This is a genomic window from Chryseobacterium bernardetii (genome assembly GCF_003815975.1).
Taxonomy (GTDB): Bacteria; Bacteroidota; Bacteroidia; order Flavobacteriales; family Weeksellaceae; genus Chryseobacterium; species Chryseobacterium bernardetii.
In genome coordinates this window covers 4,482,313-4,497,501 of record NZ_CP033932.1, presented here as the reverse complement: position 1 = coordinate 4,497,501, position 15,189 = coordinate 4,482,313, and the positions used below count along the sequence as shown (strand labels likewise).

Annotated in this window: 13 protein-coding genes; 8 read left to right on the top strand and 5 right to left on the bottom strand. The window is 36.3% G+C overall.

Annotated features, from left to right (window positions below):
• Positions 1-19 precede the first annotated feature (19 nt).
• The 4 genes from EG339_RS24370 to EG339_RS20550 form a co-directional block, all read right to left on the bottom strand.
• Entirely contained in the window at positions 20-196 is a 177-nt protein-coding gene (locus EG339_RS24370; RefSeq protein WP_164466466.1) for a hypothetical protein, read from the bottom strand.
• A gap of 109 nt (positions 197-305) precedes the next feature.
• The gene (locus EG339_RS20560; protein WP_123871751.1) at positions 306-599 is read right to left on the bottom strand and encodes a hypothetical protein; all 294 of its coding nucleotides are present in this window, start codon (positions 597-599) and stop codon (positions 306-308) included.
• A 15-nt stretch (positions 600-614) separates the two neighbouring features.
• Positions 615-1,694, bottom strand: a complete 1,080-nt coding sequence (gene recF, locus EG339_RS20555; RefSeq protein WP_123871750.1) for a DNA replication/repair protein RecF — start codon at positions 1,692-1,694, stop codon at positions 615-617.
• A gap of 3 nt (positions 1,695-1,697) precedes the next feature.
• Complete coding sequence (locus EG339_RS20550) at positions 1,698-2,453, bottom strand: UbiA prenyltransferase family protein (RefSeq protein WP_123871749.1); 756 nt, start codon at positions 2,451-2,453, stop codon at positions 1,698-1,700.
• An 18-nt stretch (positions 2,454-2,471) separates the two neighbouring features.
• On the opposite strand from EG339_RS20550, the gene EG339_RS20545 reads away from it, so the two are divergent.
• Together EG339_RS20545 and eco are read left to right on the top strand one after the other, a co-directional pair.
• Positions 2,472-8,408: an alpha-2-macroglobulin family protein gene (locus EG339_RS20545; RefSeq protein WP_123871748.1), complete on the top strand. Its 5,937-nt coding sequence runs from the start codon at positions 2,472-2,474 to the stop codon at positions 8,406-8,408.
• Positions 8,409-8,451: 43 nt separating this feature from the next.
• Entirely contained in the window at positions 8,452-8,940 is a 489-nt protein-coding gene (gene eco / locus EG339_RS20540) for a serine protease inhibitor ecotin (RefSeq protein ID WP_123871747.1), read from the top strand.
• A gap of 331 nt (positions 8,941-9,271) precedes the next feature.
• Here eco and EG339_RS24670 read toward each other — a convergent pair whose 3' ends face one another.
• Positions 9,272-9,406 carry a hypothetical protein gene (locus EG339_RS24670; protein WP_262706874.1) on the bottom strand — a complete coding sequence of 45 codons (135 nt, stop codon included), beginning with the start codon at positions 9,404-9,406 and terminating at the stop codon, positions 9,272-9,274.
• A gap of 606 nt (positions 9,407-10,012) precedes the next feature.
• On the opposite strand from EG339_RS24670, the gene EG339_RS20535 reads away from it, so the two are divergent.
• From EG339_RS20535 to EG339_RS20510, 6 genes are all read left to right on the top strand, one after another.
• A complete protein-coding gene (locus EG339_RS20535; protein WP_123871746.1) occupies positions 10,013-11,431 on the top strand; it encodes a TolC family protein in 1,419 nt (472 codons plus the stop codon).
• An 11-nt stretch (positions 11,432-11,442) separates the two neighbouring features.
• On the top strand, positions 11,443-12,399 hold the full coding sequence (locus EG339_RS20530) for an HlyD family secretion protein (protein ID WP_123872740.1): 957 nt from the start codon (positions 11,443-11,445) through the stop codon (positions 12,397-12,399).
• Between the two features lie 76 nt (positions 12,400-12,475).
• The gene (locus tag EG339_RS20525) at positions 12,476-13,684 is read left to right on the top strand and encodes an ABC transporter permease (RefSeq protein WP_123871745.1); all 1,209 of its coding nucleotides are present in this window, start codon (positions 12,476-12,478) and stop codon (positions 13,682-13,684) included.
• A 96-nt stretch (positions 13,685-13,780) separates the two neighbouring features.
• Positions 13,781-14,236, top strand: a complete 456-nt coding sequence (locus tag EG339_RS20520) for a DUF1569 domain-containing protein (RefSeq protein WP_123871744.1) — start codon at positions 13,781-13,783, stop codon at positions 14,234-14,236.
• 10 nt (positions 14,237-14,246) lie between these two features.
• On the top strand, positions 14,247-14,717 hold the full coding sequence (locus EG339_RS20515; protein ID WP_123871743.1) for a hypothetical protein: 471 nt from the start codon (positions 14,247-14,249) through the stop codon (positions 14,715-14,717).
• A 29-nt stretch (positions 14,718-14,746) separates the two neighbouring features.
• The gene (locus EG339_RS20510; RefSeq protein WP_123871742.1) at positions 14,747-15,118 is read left to right on the top strand and encodes a VOC family protein; all 372 of its coding nucleotides are present in this window, start codon (positions 14,747-14,749) and stop codon (positions 15,116-15,118) included.
• Positions 15,119-15,189: the final 71 nt, after the last annotated feature.

Genomic DNA, 15,189 nt, shown 5'->3' with positions numbered 1-15,189 from the left:
GTAGCATTTTCTATAATATCTAGTGATGTTGATTATATACAGTAAGGTAGATCTGGGCATTCTGCTGGCAATTCTTCCCAAAAAGCGCATGTTGTAAGATCTGCACAGGATAAAGCACAGCATACCATTTGTCCTGCTCCTTGAATTTTTTTAAGTTTTCTCTTGATAATTTCTTTTGTGTAAGTACTTTTTTCATGGTAAATATGATTTATATTTTATGTACTTTAAATGTATCACTTAATTTTGAAATATACTCAATTCTTTTTCAATTAAATTTTCTGTAATATTGATGGATAGCGGAAACCTTACAAAATCTGCAGGTCGTCAAACTTATCCTCACCAAACTTATCCTGAAACTTCTTCAGATAGAAACTTTTACGCATTTTGAAATCATTTTTCAGTAGGGGAGAATCTATTTTAATGATAATACATTTATTTTCAATATTCACACTTCTGATTTCATTGAATAAGCTCTGGTCAAGATAATCTTCAAGAAAATCTTTAATATCAAAAGCCACAAGTTTATCTTCAAAGCCATAGATTCTTGCAAATGACTTTACAAGTTCTGAAGACTGATATTCGCGTTTTTTCCTTTTCATAGCCGGGTTGCGGGGTTATATATCAAAAATAACACTTTCTTCATTAATCTTTTTCACTACACTTTCTGTTCGCTCCCTGTGAGTATCTGTAATGAAAATCTGTCCGAAGCTTTCACGGTTTACCAATTCAATTAATTGCGAAACCCTGGTATCATCAAGCTTATCAAAGATGTCATCCAGCAAAAGGATAGGGGTCTTTTTGGTCAGTTCCTTTACTAAACTCATCTGAGCAAGCTTTAAAGAAATCAGGAAAGACTTCTGCTGTCCCTGAGATCCTATTTTTTTAATCAGAACATGATCCATTTCAAAAAGAAGATCATCCTTATGAATGCCTTTTGAAGTATATGTCAGCATACGGTCTTTTTCAAGGCTTTCCTTTAAAAGTTCCTCAAAATTATTTTCCAGCAGATGAGATTCATAGATAACAGAAACGGTTTCTTTTCCACCCGAAATAATCTGGTAGAAATTCTGCACAATAGGATTTAACTGCTCTACAAATACCTTTCTTTTATTAAAGATTTTGGTTCCGAATTTTGTAATCGGGTCATCATAAATTTCCAGCGATTCTTTATCCCAGATTCTGTTTTTAGCAAAATATTTCAGCAAGGCATTTCTCTGCTGAATGGTTTTCTGGTATTGGATCAGATCAAAAAGATACTCAGAATCCGTTTGGGAGATCATGGCATCCAGAAACTTTCTTCTGCTCTCCCCGGAATCGGAAATGAGGTTAGAATCGTAAGGGGAAATCATTACACTGGGAAGATATCCTATATGATCGGCAAGTCTGTCGTAGCTTTTATCATTCTTTTTAATCACCTTCTTTGCTTCTTTTGGCTGGGTAATTCTGATATTGTCTTCACCGTCATCATTCTGAATTTCAGCATCAATCGTGAAGAAATCTTCCTCGTTTTTAATGTTGTTCAGGTCCGTATTTCCTAAAAAGCTTTTACCTACAGATAAATAATGCAAAGCATCCAGGATATTGGTTTTGCCTACACCATTATTGCCTACAAAACAGTTGATTTGGGGCGAAAATTCAAACTTTTTCTCAGAATGGTTTTTGAAATTATATAGGGAAAGCTTCTTGATAATCATTCGTCAAAAATACTCCATTATTAGTAAAAATAAAAAAGGAAGTGCAGAACAGGTTTCCACTCCGAATGAAAAATACGCGTCATCTCTTTTGTTTTCAGAGAAATAAATCAAAATATAAGTAATGATACCGGACAGAAAAAATGCGGCAGCGTACAGTGGCTTCAGATAAAAGATTCCAATAAGAGTGCTGATGAAGACCAGTCCATATGCAATATATTTTGTATTCTGAACACCAATCATCATAGGAAAAGTCTTTACAGTATCGCTGTTCATGTCCCGGATGTCAAACGGGAGAACCAATGCCGTGATATAAAAGAAACTGATAAGGAAAATAGGCAGGCTGAATTCCGGAAGGGTGAGCCAGCAGTTCACCAATGCCCATACCAATCCTACATAAAATACTTTCAGTAAAGGAATTTTACGGATATAAACATCCAGAAAAAAGCTGTTGTACAGCAGTCCCAATACAACAATAATAAACCATTTCAGTAATCTTACTTCATTATGATTATGGATGATTAAAAATGCACAGGCAATCCCGGCAACAGCATTCAGGACCAGGATTCTGAAAAAATATTTAGTATACTGGTACTTAGTGTAAATATACCCGCTGAAATACGTGATGAAAATAAGCAAAATAGTAGGGAAACGGAATGTGTTTTGCTCTTTCATGAAAAATACTGCAAAAAGAGTTCCCATTAAGGAGACATAAATTTGACTGTCTATGACCGTTTTTTTCAGTATTTTTATAATGTTCATTTATCAAAATTAATATATATGAAAAGATTTTCCAAGATATTTATGCTTTCGTTGCTATCATTGGGCTTTTCACCGGTTATCGCGCAGAAATATTATGATGACCAGTGGAAAAAAATAGCAGAAAACAGCCAGAAGGGAGCTTATAAATCTAATCTGCCCATTATTTTAGACATGGAAAACCAGGCTATGAAAGAAAATAATACCATTCAGTTAATCCGTTCTCTGAAAGCAGAGTTCAGTATTGTAAACCAAACCGTAGACGACGATCAGAATAATGCGGCTTCAAAATTCTTTAAAAAACTTCAGGATGCGGAAGGAAAACTGAAAGGAGAAGAGAAACTCGTATATAAAGTTCTGCTGAACGGTTTTTTCCTGGATTATTACAACCAGAATTACTGGAAGATCAACGGAAGAACCAATACCAATACACAGGACCTTGCGCAGATTGAGACCTGGACGAAACTTGATTTCAAAAACTATTTGACCAAAAGTTATCAGGAGCTAGATCTGCAGAAACAGGACATGAAGAAAGCTTCACTGATAAAATATAAAGACCTGTTTTCAGATACAAAAGATATTGCTTATTTCCCAAGCCTGTATGACTGGTATGGTATTAAAAAGATAACCTTTCTATCTGAGAATAATATTTTTACCAAGAATGAGCTTACAGAAAACAGAAAGTCTATTAATTCTATTTTTGATGAATTGATTGCCCAGAATAGCGGGAATCCCAAGCTGTATTTCATGAAGGATAAGCTGCTGGATAACTGTAATTTCAACTCGTGCAAAGATAAACTTGAACAGCTTCAGAAATTAGCTAAATCTGATGTACAAGGTGATTATAAAGTGGTCATCATGGAAGATATCATGGATGAGTTGATAATGAAAAATAAAGCAAAGGAGGCTATTGCTGTTGCGGCTCAGGCTAAAAAGGAATATCCTGAATCTCCTTTTATTGAAAACATTAAGAACAAGGAAAACCAAATTATCAATCCTGTGCTCAGCATCAAATATGAGAAGCAGACCCAGAATAATCTGCCGATTCATTTTATTGCCGAGTCTAAGAATGTTTCAGAATTTTCTATCAGTATTTATGAAGTAAAAGAAGACTTTTTATCCCTGATAAAATATATGCAGAACTCTTACGCTGATAAATATTTCAGTAATGTAAAAAAGAGCCTGGTAAGAAAAGAAACGTATCAGCTTACAGACCCGAAAGATTATCAGCTTCATAAAACTTCACTGGAAATTAAACCGCTTCCTTCCGGAGTGTATGTGGCAGAATATTCAGTAGCCGGAACAGATACAAAAGATAATGATCCTGAAAAGAACTTCTATTTCCTGGTTTCAGGAAACAAGATCATTTATCAGTCCAAATCCCTTAAAGGTTCACTTTCAGACGACCTGAAATTAGTGAATAGCGAGAATGGAAAACCCGTAGCCAATGAAAACCTTAGTTTTTATGAATTTGTAAACAACAATTCCATCAATAAAATTGAAGGGAAAACCAATGATAAAGGAGTTTTCAAATTCCCTGCAACTGCTAATAAAGAATACTACAGAACGTATCTGATTCAACAGCCTAAAACTAATGATTTCCAGATCATGAAGGTATATGGAAATAATGAACGTGAAGCCTATAACCCTAATAAAGAAGTCCGTTCCAAAGCACAAATTTTTACAGACAGAGCTATCTACAGACCCGGACAGATGGTTTATTTTAAAGTAGTAAATACCCGTTTAAATAATGAAACGGAATCTGTAACTTCAGGATTAAAGCAGAAAATCACGCTGATGGATGCCAATAACCAGGAAGTTTCTTCACAAAGCTTTACCACCAATGAATTTGGATCTTACCATGGCAGTTTTATGCTGCCAAAAGGAAAACTGAACGGGACTTTTTATCTGAATACGGATGGAGATAGTGAGGGTTACAAAGATATCAGGGTTGAAGAATACAAAAGACCGAAGTTTGAAGTTACTTTTGAACCGGTAAAAGATGAATATAAGTACGGACAAACTATAGAAATGAAAGGAAAGGCCATGATGTTCTCCGGAGTGGCTTTAAGCAATACCACAGTAAATTACGAGATCAAAAAGCAAAATATCCGCTGGAGATATTTCTGGTGGTATCCAAGAGGGAACGATAATGAAAACTCAATTTTAGGAGAAGCTAAAACCAATGAAAGAGGAGAGTTTGTGATTCGTCTGGACCTTAAGAAAGACGAAAAACTGGAAGGAATTCAGATTGATAACTATCAGATTAATGCTTCGGTTACCGATATCAATGGAGAAACCCAGTCAGCCAATACAGATCTGAAGGTAGCTTCAGTTTCTCACTATATCAAAGCTGATGAAATCAAGAATATATTCAGTGATGAAAATGCAAAATTAAAAGTAGAAACTAAGAACTATAACGAACAGGTTCTTAAAAAAGCATATCAGGTTAAATTATCCAAGCTGGCTGCTCCGGACAGAATTTTCAGAGATAATTTTAAAGCAGAAGTTCAGAATCTTCCAACCTACTCAAAGACGGAATTTATCAGCAAATTCCCACATGATTTATTTGATAAAAATGATGAGATTAAAAACTGGAAAACAGAAAAAGTTGTTGTTGAAAGACAGCAACAGCCGTCGTCAGATACTCAGTTCTCCGATTTGGATTTAGGAAAACTGGAAGCAGGAGATTATCAGTTGGAGCTCTTCAATATTGAAGGGAAAGACACTATTAAAGCAGCTCAATATTTCAGTGTTTGGGATAAAAATTCCCTTAAACCTGATCAGAAGACATTCTTAACGGTAATTGCACCAAAGAATGAAACGGTAAGAGGTGAAAAAGCGAAAGTGTATGTATATTCTGCCATTCCTGATGCATTGGTGAATGTCTTTGTTCAGGATGGTTCCGGTAAAACGATTACAGAAACTCACCAGCTGAAAAAAGGAATCCTTGAATACACAGCAGAGATTCCAAAAGATAAAAGCGTCTCTGAACTGAATCTTCAGTTCCAGTTAGTAGCATTTAACGATGTGCAGACTGAAACAGCTGCCTTAAAGATCAGGGATACAGAAAAGCCTTTAAAGATTGAGACCGTTACTTTCAGGGATAAACTGGAACCGAATTCAAAAGAAAAATGGACCGTAAAAGTTACCGGAAATGATAAAGAGAAAGTAAATGCAGAAGTATTGGCGAATATGTATGATATGTCTCTGGACCAGTTTGCTGTAAATACCTATGGATGGGATAAATTATATATGCCGTTCAATATTATCAGTTCTTATGACGTTAGAGAGTATCTGTTACAGAAAAGTTATCAGAAACGATTGAAATATTATAATGGAAATTATGTGTCAGTACCCAACTTTAACTGGTTTGATGGCAGATTTGGTATTGATGGATTTGATCGTGATGGAGATGGTGTTGCTGATAAAGATGATGCTTGCCCTACTGTTCCGGGGTTACCGGAATATAATGGTTGTCCTAAACCTAAGAATGCAGTTGCTATGGAAGTTGTTAGCTATAGAGCTAAGAGTGCAAAAATGGCTGCCCCAGCAGCTCCTATAGCAAAAGAAGACATGCAGGCTATGGATGTAGCATCTGCTGCAGGTGCTGTAGAGCAATCTACAGAGAAGCTGGAAAAAGTTCCGGTACGTCAGAATTTAAATGAAACCGCATTCTTCTATCCGGATCTGAAAACTGATGCAGAAGGAAACGTTAATTTTGAATTCACTTCTCCGGAAGCTTTGACCAAATGGAAATTAATGTTCCTTGCTCATACAAAAGATGCAAGAGCGGCTACCCTGGAAAAAGAAGTGGTAACGCAGAAAGAATTCTCAGTTACTCCAAACTATCCGAGATTCTTAAGAGAAGGGGATGAGCTGAACTTACAGTCCAAACTATCCAATCTTACCAATAAAAAAATGAATGGTTCTGCCGAATTACAGATTTTAGATGCTTTCACCAATGAAAACATCTCTTCAAAATTCGGAATTACTTCAGGAACACAGAATTTTGACCTAGATGAAAACGGAAACGGAGCGTTAACCTGGAAATTAAAAGTTCCGGATAATGTATTCTCTATCATTTTAAAAGTAGTAGCAAAAGCAGGATCTTATTCTGATGGAGAGCAGCAGGCCGTTGCCATATTGCCAAACAGAATGTTGGTAACTGATGCAGTACCTGTCTTTGTAAAAGAAGGAGAAACGAAGACTTTTGTGTTGGATAACCTTAAAAACAATACTTCAACCACGGCTTCTAATGTTTCCAATACATTGGAATTAACCACTAATCCGATCTGGGAAATTATGTTTGCCCTTCCAAGTCTGAAAAACGACCAGAACAGTTCTGCGGATGTGGTTTTCAACAAATGGTTTGCAGATGTATTGGCTTCTGAGATCTTCAAAGCAAATCCTAAAATGAAAACGGTGTTTGATGAGTACCAGGGTAAAGGATTATTAAATTCCAACCTTGAAAAAAATCAGGAACTGAAACAGTTATTATTGGATGAAACCCCTTGGGTACTGGAAAGTAAAAATGAGGTTGAGCAGATGCAAAAACTGGCTCTTCTGTTTGATGTTAACACCATGAGAAATTCAATTAACCAGAATTGGGATGATTTCAGCAAATTACAAAATCCTGATGGCGGATTCTCGTGGTATGCAGGATATCCAAGTTCTTATGGTACTTCATTGTACATTCTTAAAAACCTTGGAAAGATCAATCTATGGTTAAAAGATAATGCAGCGGAGTATCAGAGTGCAGGACAGAATGCTTTGGTAGCAAAACTGATTCAGTATGTAGATAACGAGATCAGTAAATATGCAGATACTAAGAAAGAAAATGTGTGGAGCAATTGGGTTCTTGATTATTTGGATACCAGAAATTACTGGGAGAAACAGTATCCTTTAAAAGGAAAAGGAGCCGCTTTGAAAGCTTTAGTGAAACAGAAAGCAAAAACAGCAAAAATTACCGATTTTACTTTCTTTGGACTTCACCGTGCCGCTTTACTGATGAATGATTACGGAGTGAAAGACGTATCTGATAAGTTGATGAATTACCTTAAAGAAACTTCAACAGATACCAAAACACAAGGCGTATACTGGAAACAAAACCTGAATGACTGGGGCTGGTTCAGTTCTAAAGTAGTGAATCATGCAGGAGCATTGGAAGCCTTTAATACGCTAAAAGCAAATGATACCAATTTTATAGAAGATATGAAGATCTGGCTGGTAACGCAGAAAGAAGTGAACTCATGGGGAAGTTCAAGAGGAACTGCTGAAGTGATCTTTACCATCCTGAATTCAGGAAAATCATGGACAGGTGCTGAAAGTGACAAAGCAACAATCGTTTGGGGTGGAAAAGACATCGTTCCTCAGACTCAGGCCACAGGATATGTGAAATCAACAGTGAAAACGGATGCTATCGATAAAAACCTTGGAACCGTTACGGTAACCAAACCAGGACCTGGAATTGTTCAGGGAGGGTTATTCTGGCAGTATTATGAAGACCTGGATAAAATCAAATCATCCGAAAATTATATTTCCGTAACCAAGGAACTGTATAAAAAGGTAAAAACGGTAAACGGAGAAGAACTTCAGAAGATCTCACCGGAAACACCTTTAAAAGTAGGAGATAAAGTAACCGTAAGAATGATCCTGAATACAGACAGAGCAATGGAATTCATTCATATTAAAGATATGCGTGCTGCAGGATTTGAGCCTCTTGATGCCTTATCAGGATACCAGTGGAAAAATAATTTAGGATATTATCAATCTACTAAAGATGCGTCCACAAATTTCTATATTCAATATATGCCAAAAGGCAAATATGTGTTTGAATATGATGTGGTTGCCAATGCATCCGGAAAGTTCTCAAATGGCATTACTACAATGCAGAACTACTATGCTCCACAGATGAATGCCCATACAAAAGGAACAGGAATTCAGATTTTGGAATGATTTTTGGCTATTAGGAAATACGTAAAATTTAAAACCAAATAAAATGAAATTTTCAAAAACTTTAATTACGGGATTGGTATTGATGGCTGGAGTAAGCGCTTTCGCTCAAAAGAAGGCAGAAAAGTTTGAAAAACTACAGATTGAAATGTTCCCAAAAGCTAAAGAAGGTTACAAACAGGTATATATACAGCTTCCGGTTGCCAAAAACGAAAATGATTTAAAAGTGGAAGTTTTTGTAGGGGCTGAAAAAATGTTAGACTGCAACAATTACTCTTTAATGGGAGAAATGAAAAGCCAGGATCTTCAGGGATGGGGATACAACTATTATGAAGTAGAATCAAAAGGGGAAACAGCAGGAACATTGATGGCTTGCCCGGGACAGAAGCTTTCTAAGAAATTTGTTACCCTTAAGCCGGAAATCGTAAGATACAACAGTAAGCTGCCATTGGTATTCTATGTACCAAAAGATATAGAAGTTCGTTACAGGGTTTTAAGACCTGATAATGGAATGAAAAAAGCAGTTCAGAAATAAAATTTGCAAGCTTATTATAAACAGAAAACTCCTCACAGTGATGTGGGGAGTTTTCGCTTTTATATGTTTTTATAACATTATTTTAACGCAATAAATCGCAAGGTCTTTTCAGGATGGGTCATATTTTTTTAAGATTGCTAGGGTGTTTCGTTCAGTAGTGAAGCAGTAAATATCTTAGCTGAATGAAATGCCTCTGCGAACGAAAATATTTTCCATTTTGGTTAAACCCTTTTGTGATCCCAGCGTTAAAGAATCAGTGTTTTCTTCACTAAAATCCCAGATTAATAATATTTACTGATATTATCTTTAATTCTTATCTAGGAAGTCTTTTTTATAACGCAATGCCCGCTAAGTTTTTTCTGAAATCTTCATTTTTTAAGCCACAAGGCGTTTCACTCAGCAATGAATCAAAATAGTAATAGTCTTGGCTAAATGAAATGCCTTTGCGAACAAAAATATTTTCCATTTTGGTTAAAACCTTTTGTGATCCCTGCGTTAAAGAATCAGTGTTTTCTTCACCAAAACCCCAGATTAATAATATTTACTGATATTATCTTTAATTCTTATCTAGGAAGTCTTTTTTATAACGCAATGCCTGCTAAGTTTTTTCTGAAATCTTCATTTTTTAAGGCCGCAAAGACGTTTCACTCAGTAATGAATCAAAATAATAATAGTCTTGGCTAAATGAAATGCCTTTGCGACCGAAAATATTTTCCATTTTGGTTAAAACCTTTTGTAATCCCTGCGTTAAAAGAATTAGAATTACATGAATGCGAACTCATATTAATAGTAATATTGTTCTGTTTTATCTATTTGAATTTTTAACTAAGAACTCTTAATAGCCTTTGTTTTCTACAAAAAAGGTCTTAAAAGAAGAGAGATAAAAGTGGAGTTAAAATTTTTTTCAATTTTTTTTAGTTTTTAATTAACTTTTAAACGGTTTTGATAAGACATTATTTTAAAGACTTTTATGTTTAAACACATTTTAAACTTATTTTAAATTCACTGTTTTGTTGAATTATCATTGAAGATTTTAATATTTTTTGCATTATATTTGTTATAAACATAAACCATGAAAAACAATTTATTGATTTTTACGTTTAGTTTTTTTGCTTTTCCTGCTTTTGGCTGGGCACAGTCTGCGCCGGATTTTAAAGAACTTCTGGATAGTGCAATGGTTCGGGATTCGAACCTGAAAATGCAGATTACCCAAAACAAACTTACCGATCTTGATGAACACAAGTTGAAAGATATCTTTCTTCCCACTTTGGAAGTAAGCGGTAAAGCAGGTTACCTTAACGGAACAGCAAGACTTACGTCACCCGAAATTAATCTGGCCCCTTTTATCAATATTCCCGAAGGAACATTTAATAATAACTTCAATGTATCAGGATTCTCAGGCGTTGCTAAAGCAGATGCCAAAATGCTTTTGTATTCAGGAGGAAAAGTTAAATACCTGAAAAAAGCAGTAGAAGAAAAAAAGAAGTCTGAAGATATTCTGTTGGAAAAAACAAAAGATGAAGTGGTAGCCACAATTTCTAAAGCATATGACCAGTTGGCACTCATTCATCAGTCGAAAAAAGTGTTGGATGAAAGTAAAAAAAGGCTGGATATCAACAAAAAAACAGCAGACAAAGCATTGGGATATGGTCTTATTACTCCTTACGATCATAAGAAAATTGAACTGGCCCAGGCTACTTTAAATGCAAAAGTAGTGGAATATGAAGGAAAAAAAGAACTGCTTCTTACCCAGCTTTATATTTTAACAGGAATCAACAGGGAACGTCTTAGATTGATAGATCCGGTATTATCTCCTGTAGAGCTTCTTGCTGCAGAAAAAGGAATAGAGCAGAGAGCTGAAGTTCGTGCCCTTGAGCATGGAATTGCTGCTGCAGACTATAAAATCAGGGCAGAAAAAACCTGGATGATCCCAAAAGTTCAGTTGATGGCATCAGCATACTATATCGGATTGTACGGAAACCGTATCAAAAGCTCTGAAAACGTAGTGCCTGCTGTTCCGTTACTTGGATATGAAGGGAAAAAACTGAATTGGAGCCCTAATAATATAAATATTTTTCCTTTGATCACAGCCGGAGTAGGCTTTAAATGGGATATTTTTGACGGGAAAGAAGGAAAACATGCTGAAGAAACCGCTAAGGTTGGTAAAGAGGTCCTGCAGAATCAGAAAGAAGATGCATTGAAAAAATTATCATTGAATCTGGCCAATAACCAGACCAATTATGATATTGCTACGGCACAGATCACTTTAAAAGCTAAAGAAAAAGAATTGGCCAAAAATGCATTGGTGCAGGCTGAAAAAGAATTCAGATACGGAATGAGTAAATCATCCCAGCTTATTGATGCAGAAAATGATCTTGAAGCAGCAGAACTGGAATATCAGAATGCAGTTTTCAACCAGAGAAGAGCAGGAATAGAACTGATGAGGTCTACTCAGGAACTGGACATTACCAAATTTTATTTAATCCCATAAAAATTAAAATGATGCATAAAAATATAGCTATAGTCTTTGCTTCTCTGTTTTTACTGGGAAGTTGTGATAAGAAAAACGAAAAAATAAAAGAACCTGAAGGGAAGACCAAAAAAGAGGTTATTTCATTTGCTCCAAAAGTAACCGGAAGGATTTTAAAAATATACGTTTCCGAAGGGCAGACGGTAAAAAAGGGAGATACCCTGGCTCAGCTTGATGTACCTGAAGTTTCTGCAAAAATTGCTCAGGCTCAGGGAGCAGTAAATGCTGCAACAGCTCAGGAACAGATGGCTAAAAACGGGGCTACACCCGATCAGTTAAAACAGCTTCAGGCCAAATATAAAGGACTGAAAGAACAATATGAGTTTGCACAGAAGTCCTACAGGAGAGCCAATAATATGTTCCGGGACAGCTTGATGTCTCCACAGGCGCACGATGAAGTATATGCCAAGCTTCAGGGAGCAAAAGCCCAGTATGATGCTGTAGTGGCAGAATTGGATGATGTGAACAGGGGAACCCGTTTTGAAAAAGTGGAAATGGCAGCAGGGCAGGCTTCCCAGGCAAAAGGAGCATTACAGGAAGCCAATGTAGCTTATTCAGAAAGATATATCATCGCGACCAATGATATGGAAATTGAAACCATCAGCTTAAATACTGGTGAGTTAGCCACAGCAGGATTTGCTTTGTTCAACGGATATATTCCTGAAAGTACTTACTTCAGATTCACCGTTCCTGAAAGTGCCATTGCAAAATATAAAAAAGGCCAGAATGTGAATATGCAGGTAGTTTACAACAAAGAAAACCTGCAGGGAACTATTGTTTACATCAAGCAACTGACGAGATATGCAGATATTACCACAGCTTACCCTGATTATCAACTACAGGATGCCATCTACGAAATTAAAGTAAAACCAACGGACATGAATAAGGCTAAAAGCCTTTTGGTAAATGCCAATGTGATCCTGAAATAATAACGAAATGAAACAGGGCGGCTATCCTCAGTACATAGAGTATTCCGTCTGGTTGCTTAAATATTAAATTATACAGATGAAAGAATTTTTCCGCCTTTTAAAACGCGAATTCAAGCTTTTTATCAGCAATTCAACCTTAAGAACAGTGTTTTTTGTGGCACCGGTCTTTTATGCCACATTGCTGGGGTTTGTTTACCAAAGCGGAAAAGTTGAAAATACTCCTGTATTGGTAGTAGACAGGGATAATACTCCTTTGTCTAACCAGTTAACAGAAATGTTGGATGATAATAAGAGTATTAAGATCATCAGATATATCCAGGAGCCTCGGAGTATAAAAGATGAAGTAATCCGGCATGAAGCAGCAGCAGTGGTGATTATTCCATCCCGTTTTGAAGGCGACATGCTTCAGAAGAAATATCCTGAACTGAATGTCTACATCAATACAGGAAACGTTTTAACAGCCAATTTTGCTTCCAAAGCGCTTCAGCTTACCATAGGGACATTCTCTGCCGGAGCATCTATCAAAGCGTTACAGAAAGCCGGAATGCCTGCAGCAAAAGCTGCTACACAATATGAACCCTTCAAAGCCAATTATATCACCCTGTTCAATACTACCGGGAACTACCTGATCTTTATGTGGCCGGCGATGTTGGCTGTAGTTCTGCAGCAGGTTATTTTACTGGCAATGGCGGTAAGTTTTGCAGCAGAATTCCAAAGAGGATCTTTTGTAAAAGAATATGTGAAAATGAAGAAATGGGCGTTCCCAACCATGCTGATTAAGGTAATTCCAATCTGGATATTTTCTATCCTTATTGTAAGTATTTACTACTTCATGCACATGATCTTCAGGGTTCCGATGCCGGAAGGGATACTTAATTTTATCCTTCTGACAGCTGTTTTTGTGGGTTCGGTATCATTCCTCGGAGTATTCATCAGTATATTGATCCCGGATGCTCTGAAGGCAACACAGATTCTTATGGTCATTGCATCACCGGCATTTATCATCAGTGGATTTACGTGGCCTTTAAGTGCAATGCCGGCATTTGTTCAGTTTATTGCCAACATTATCCCATTAACTCCGTTTTTACAGGCTTTTAAAATTCTTTTAATTCAGAAAGGATCAGTAGAACTTACTTTTCCATACCTGAAACACTTAAGTATTCTTTTAGTTGTTTATGCCATCATAGGATGGGTTGCTTTGAAAATTAAGCTTTGGTTTATTTTTAAGAAGGCTGCTCCGCAGGAAATTACTGTGGATAATGTTTCTGAAGAAGAACCTGAATAAATTATATCAAACCTGAGCCCCCAACAAAAAATTCTCCCACCATAAAAATCAAACAAAAAAACTGATATATTTGTCTGTAGTAAAAACAGATCGTATATGGAAAATGTATTTGACGCAAAAGACGCTCAAAACTATATTGACAGGATAAACAGGCTGGTGGAAGATACGCATGGTTTATGGGGGAAAATGACAGTGGATCAGATGCTGGCACACTGCTGTATTACATATGAAATGGTATATGAGCCGGAAAAGCATAAAAAGCCTGGATCTATTGCAAAGTTTATTTTGAAGACTTTTGTAAAACCTAAAGTGGTGGGTGAAAAAGCTTATCCTAAAGATTCCCCTACAGCTCCTCAGTTTTTAATATCGGGAAGAAAAAATTTTGAAGAAGAAAAAAGAAGACTGATCGGTTTTATCCAAAAAACCCAGCAATTGGGAGCAGAGGCTTTCGATGGTAAAGAATCTTTCTCCTTCGGAAAATTAAAGGCCCACGAGTGGAACAATATGTTTGCAAAACATTTGAACCACCACTTAGCTCAGTTCGGAGTTTAAAAATCACAATATGAAAAAACTTTTATTGCTCTTCATTCTGGCAGCCAATTGCATGTTGGCGCAGATGCCTGATATTTCAAATACTTGGCTGAACAACAGTAAGCCTTATATTGGAACCATTGGAAATAAAGGACAGGAACTGAAGCTTAAAATCAATATTTCTGAACAGAATAAAAAGAATGACCAGGAATATTTTGTTTCAGGATATTCTCTTGTAGATACCCATTATGCCAAATTTGAAGGAACCATAACCATTTCAAAGTATAAGGATGCTAAAAAGCAGGGAACCGTATTTGGAGAATACGAACTGGCGGAAGAGAATAAGGGAAAGCATTCTGGAATTTTTAAAGGACGATTTGTCTATAATTTTAAATGGAACAGGAAAACAGAGAAAGTTGAGGGGCAATATATTGAACTGATCGGTGACTGGAAAAGTTATGACGGAAGCTTGACTTTCAAAACGCACCTGAAAAATCAATAATTCTAAAAAATCTTCACCATTAAAAACATATGAAATTAGGAGCATTTTCAATCAGCCTAAGTGTAAAAGATCTTCAGAAATCCAAAGATTTTTATGAAAAACTGGGGTTTGCTGTTATGGCTGGAGCTACAGAACAAAATTATCTGATCATGAAAAACGGAACTACTTTGATAGGTCTGTTTCAGGCTATGTTTGATAGGAATATGCTGACCTTTAATCCGGGATGGGACGAGAATGCCCAAAATCTGGAATCTTTTGACGATGTACGTGAAATTCAGAAACGTTTAAAGGAGGGTGGAGTAGAGATTGATAAGGAAGCTGACGAAACCACTTCAGGACCGGAGCATATCTATCTGAAAGATCCGGATGGAAATATGATCCTGATCGATCAGCATAGATAATAACACTGGTAGTGATCCCAATGAAACCTACAGGTTTTCAGCATTAAAGATTTTGACTTAATGGCTTAAAT

Excerpts from the sequence above, each read along its gene's own strand:
- EG339_RS24370 (WP_164466466.1), bottom strand. The coding sequence starts at position 196 with ATGAAAAAAGTACTTACACAAAAGAAATTATCAAGAGAAAACTTAAAA.
- EG339_RS20560 (WP_123871751.1), bottom strand. The coding sequence starts at position 599 with ATGAAAAGGAAAAAACGCGAATATCAGTCTTCAGAACTTGTAAAGTCA.
- recF (WP_123871750.1), bottom strand. The coding sequence starts at position 1,694 with ATGATTATCAAGAAGCTTTCCCTATATAATTTCAAAAACCATTCTGAG.
- EG339_RS20550 (WP_123871749.1), bottom strand. The coding sequence starts at position 2,453 with ATGAACATTATAAAAATACTGAAAAAAACGGTCATAGACAGTCAAATT.
- EG339_RS20545 (WP_123871748.1), top strand. The coding sequence starts at position 2,472 with ATGAAAAGATTTTCCAAGATATTTATGCTTTCGTTGCTATCATTGGGC.
- eco (WP_123871747.1), top strand. The coding sequence starts at position 8,452 with ATGAAATTTTCAAAAACTTTAATTACGGGATTGGTATTGATGGCTGGA.
- EG339_RS24670 (WP_262706874.1), bottom strand. The coding sequence starts at position 9,406 with ATGGAAAATATTTTTGTTCGCAAAGGCATTTCATTTAGCCAAGACTAT.
- EG339_RS20535 (WP_123871746.1), top strand. The coding sequence starts at position 10,013 with ATGAAAAACAATTTATTGATTTTTACGTTTAGTTTTTTTGCTTTTCCT.
- EG339_RS20530 (WP_123872740.1), top strand. The coding sequence starts at position 11,443 with ATGCATAAAAATATAGCTATAGTCTTTGCTTCTCTGTTTTTACTGGGA.
- EG339_RS20525 (WP_123871745.1), top strand. The coding sequence starts at position 12,476 with ATGAAAGAATTTTTCCGCCTTTTAAAACGCGAATTCAAGCTTTTTATC.
- EG339_RS20520 (WP_123871744.1), top strand. The coding sequence starts at position 13,781 with ATGGAAAATGTATTTGACGCAAAAGACGCTCAAAACTATATTGACAGG.
- EG339_RS20515 (WP_123871743.1), top strand. The coding sequence starts at position 14,247 with ATGAAAAAACTTTTATTGCTCTTCATTCTGGCAGCCAATTGCATGTTG.
- EG339_RS20510 (WP_123871742.1), top strand. The coding sequence starts at position 14,747 with ATGAAATTAGGAGCATTTTCAATCAGCCTAAGTGTAAAAGATCTTCAG.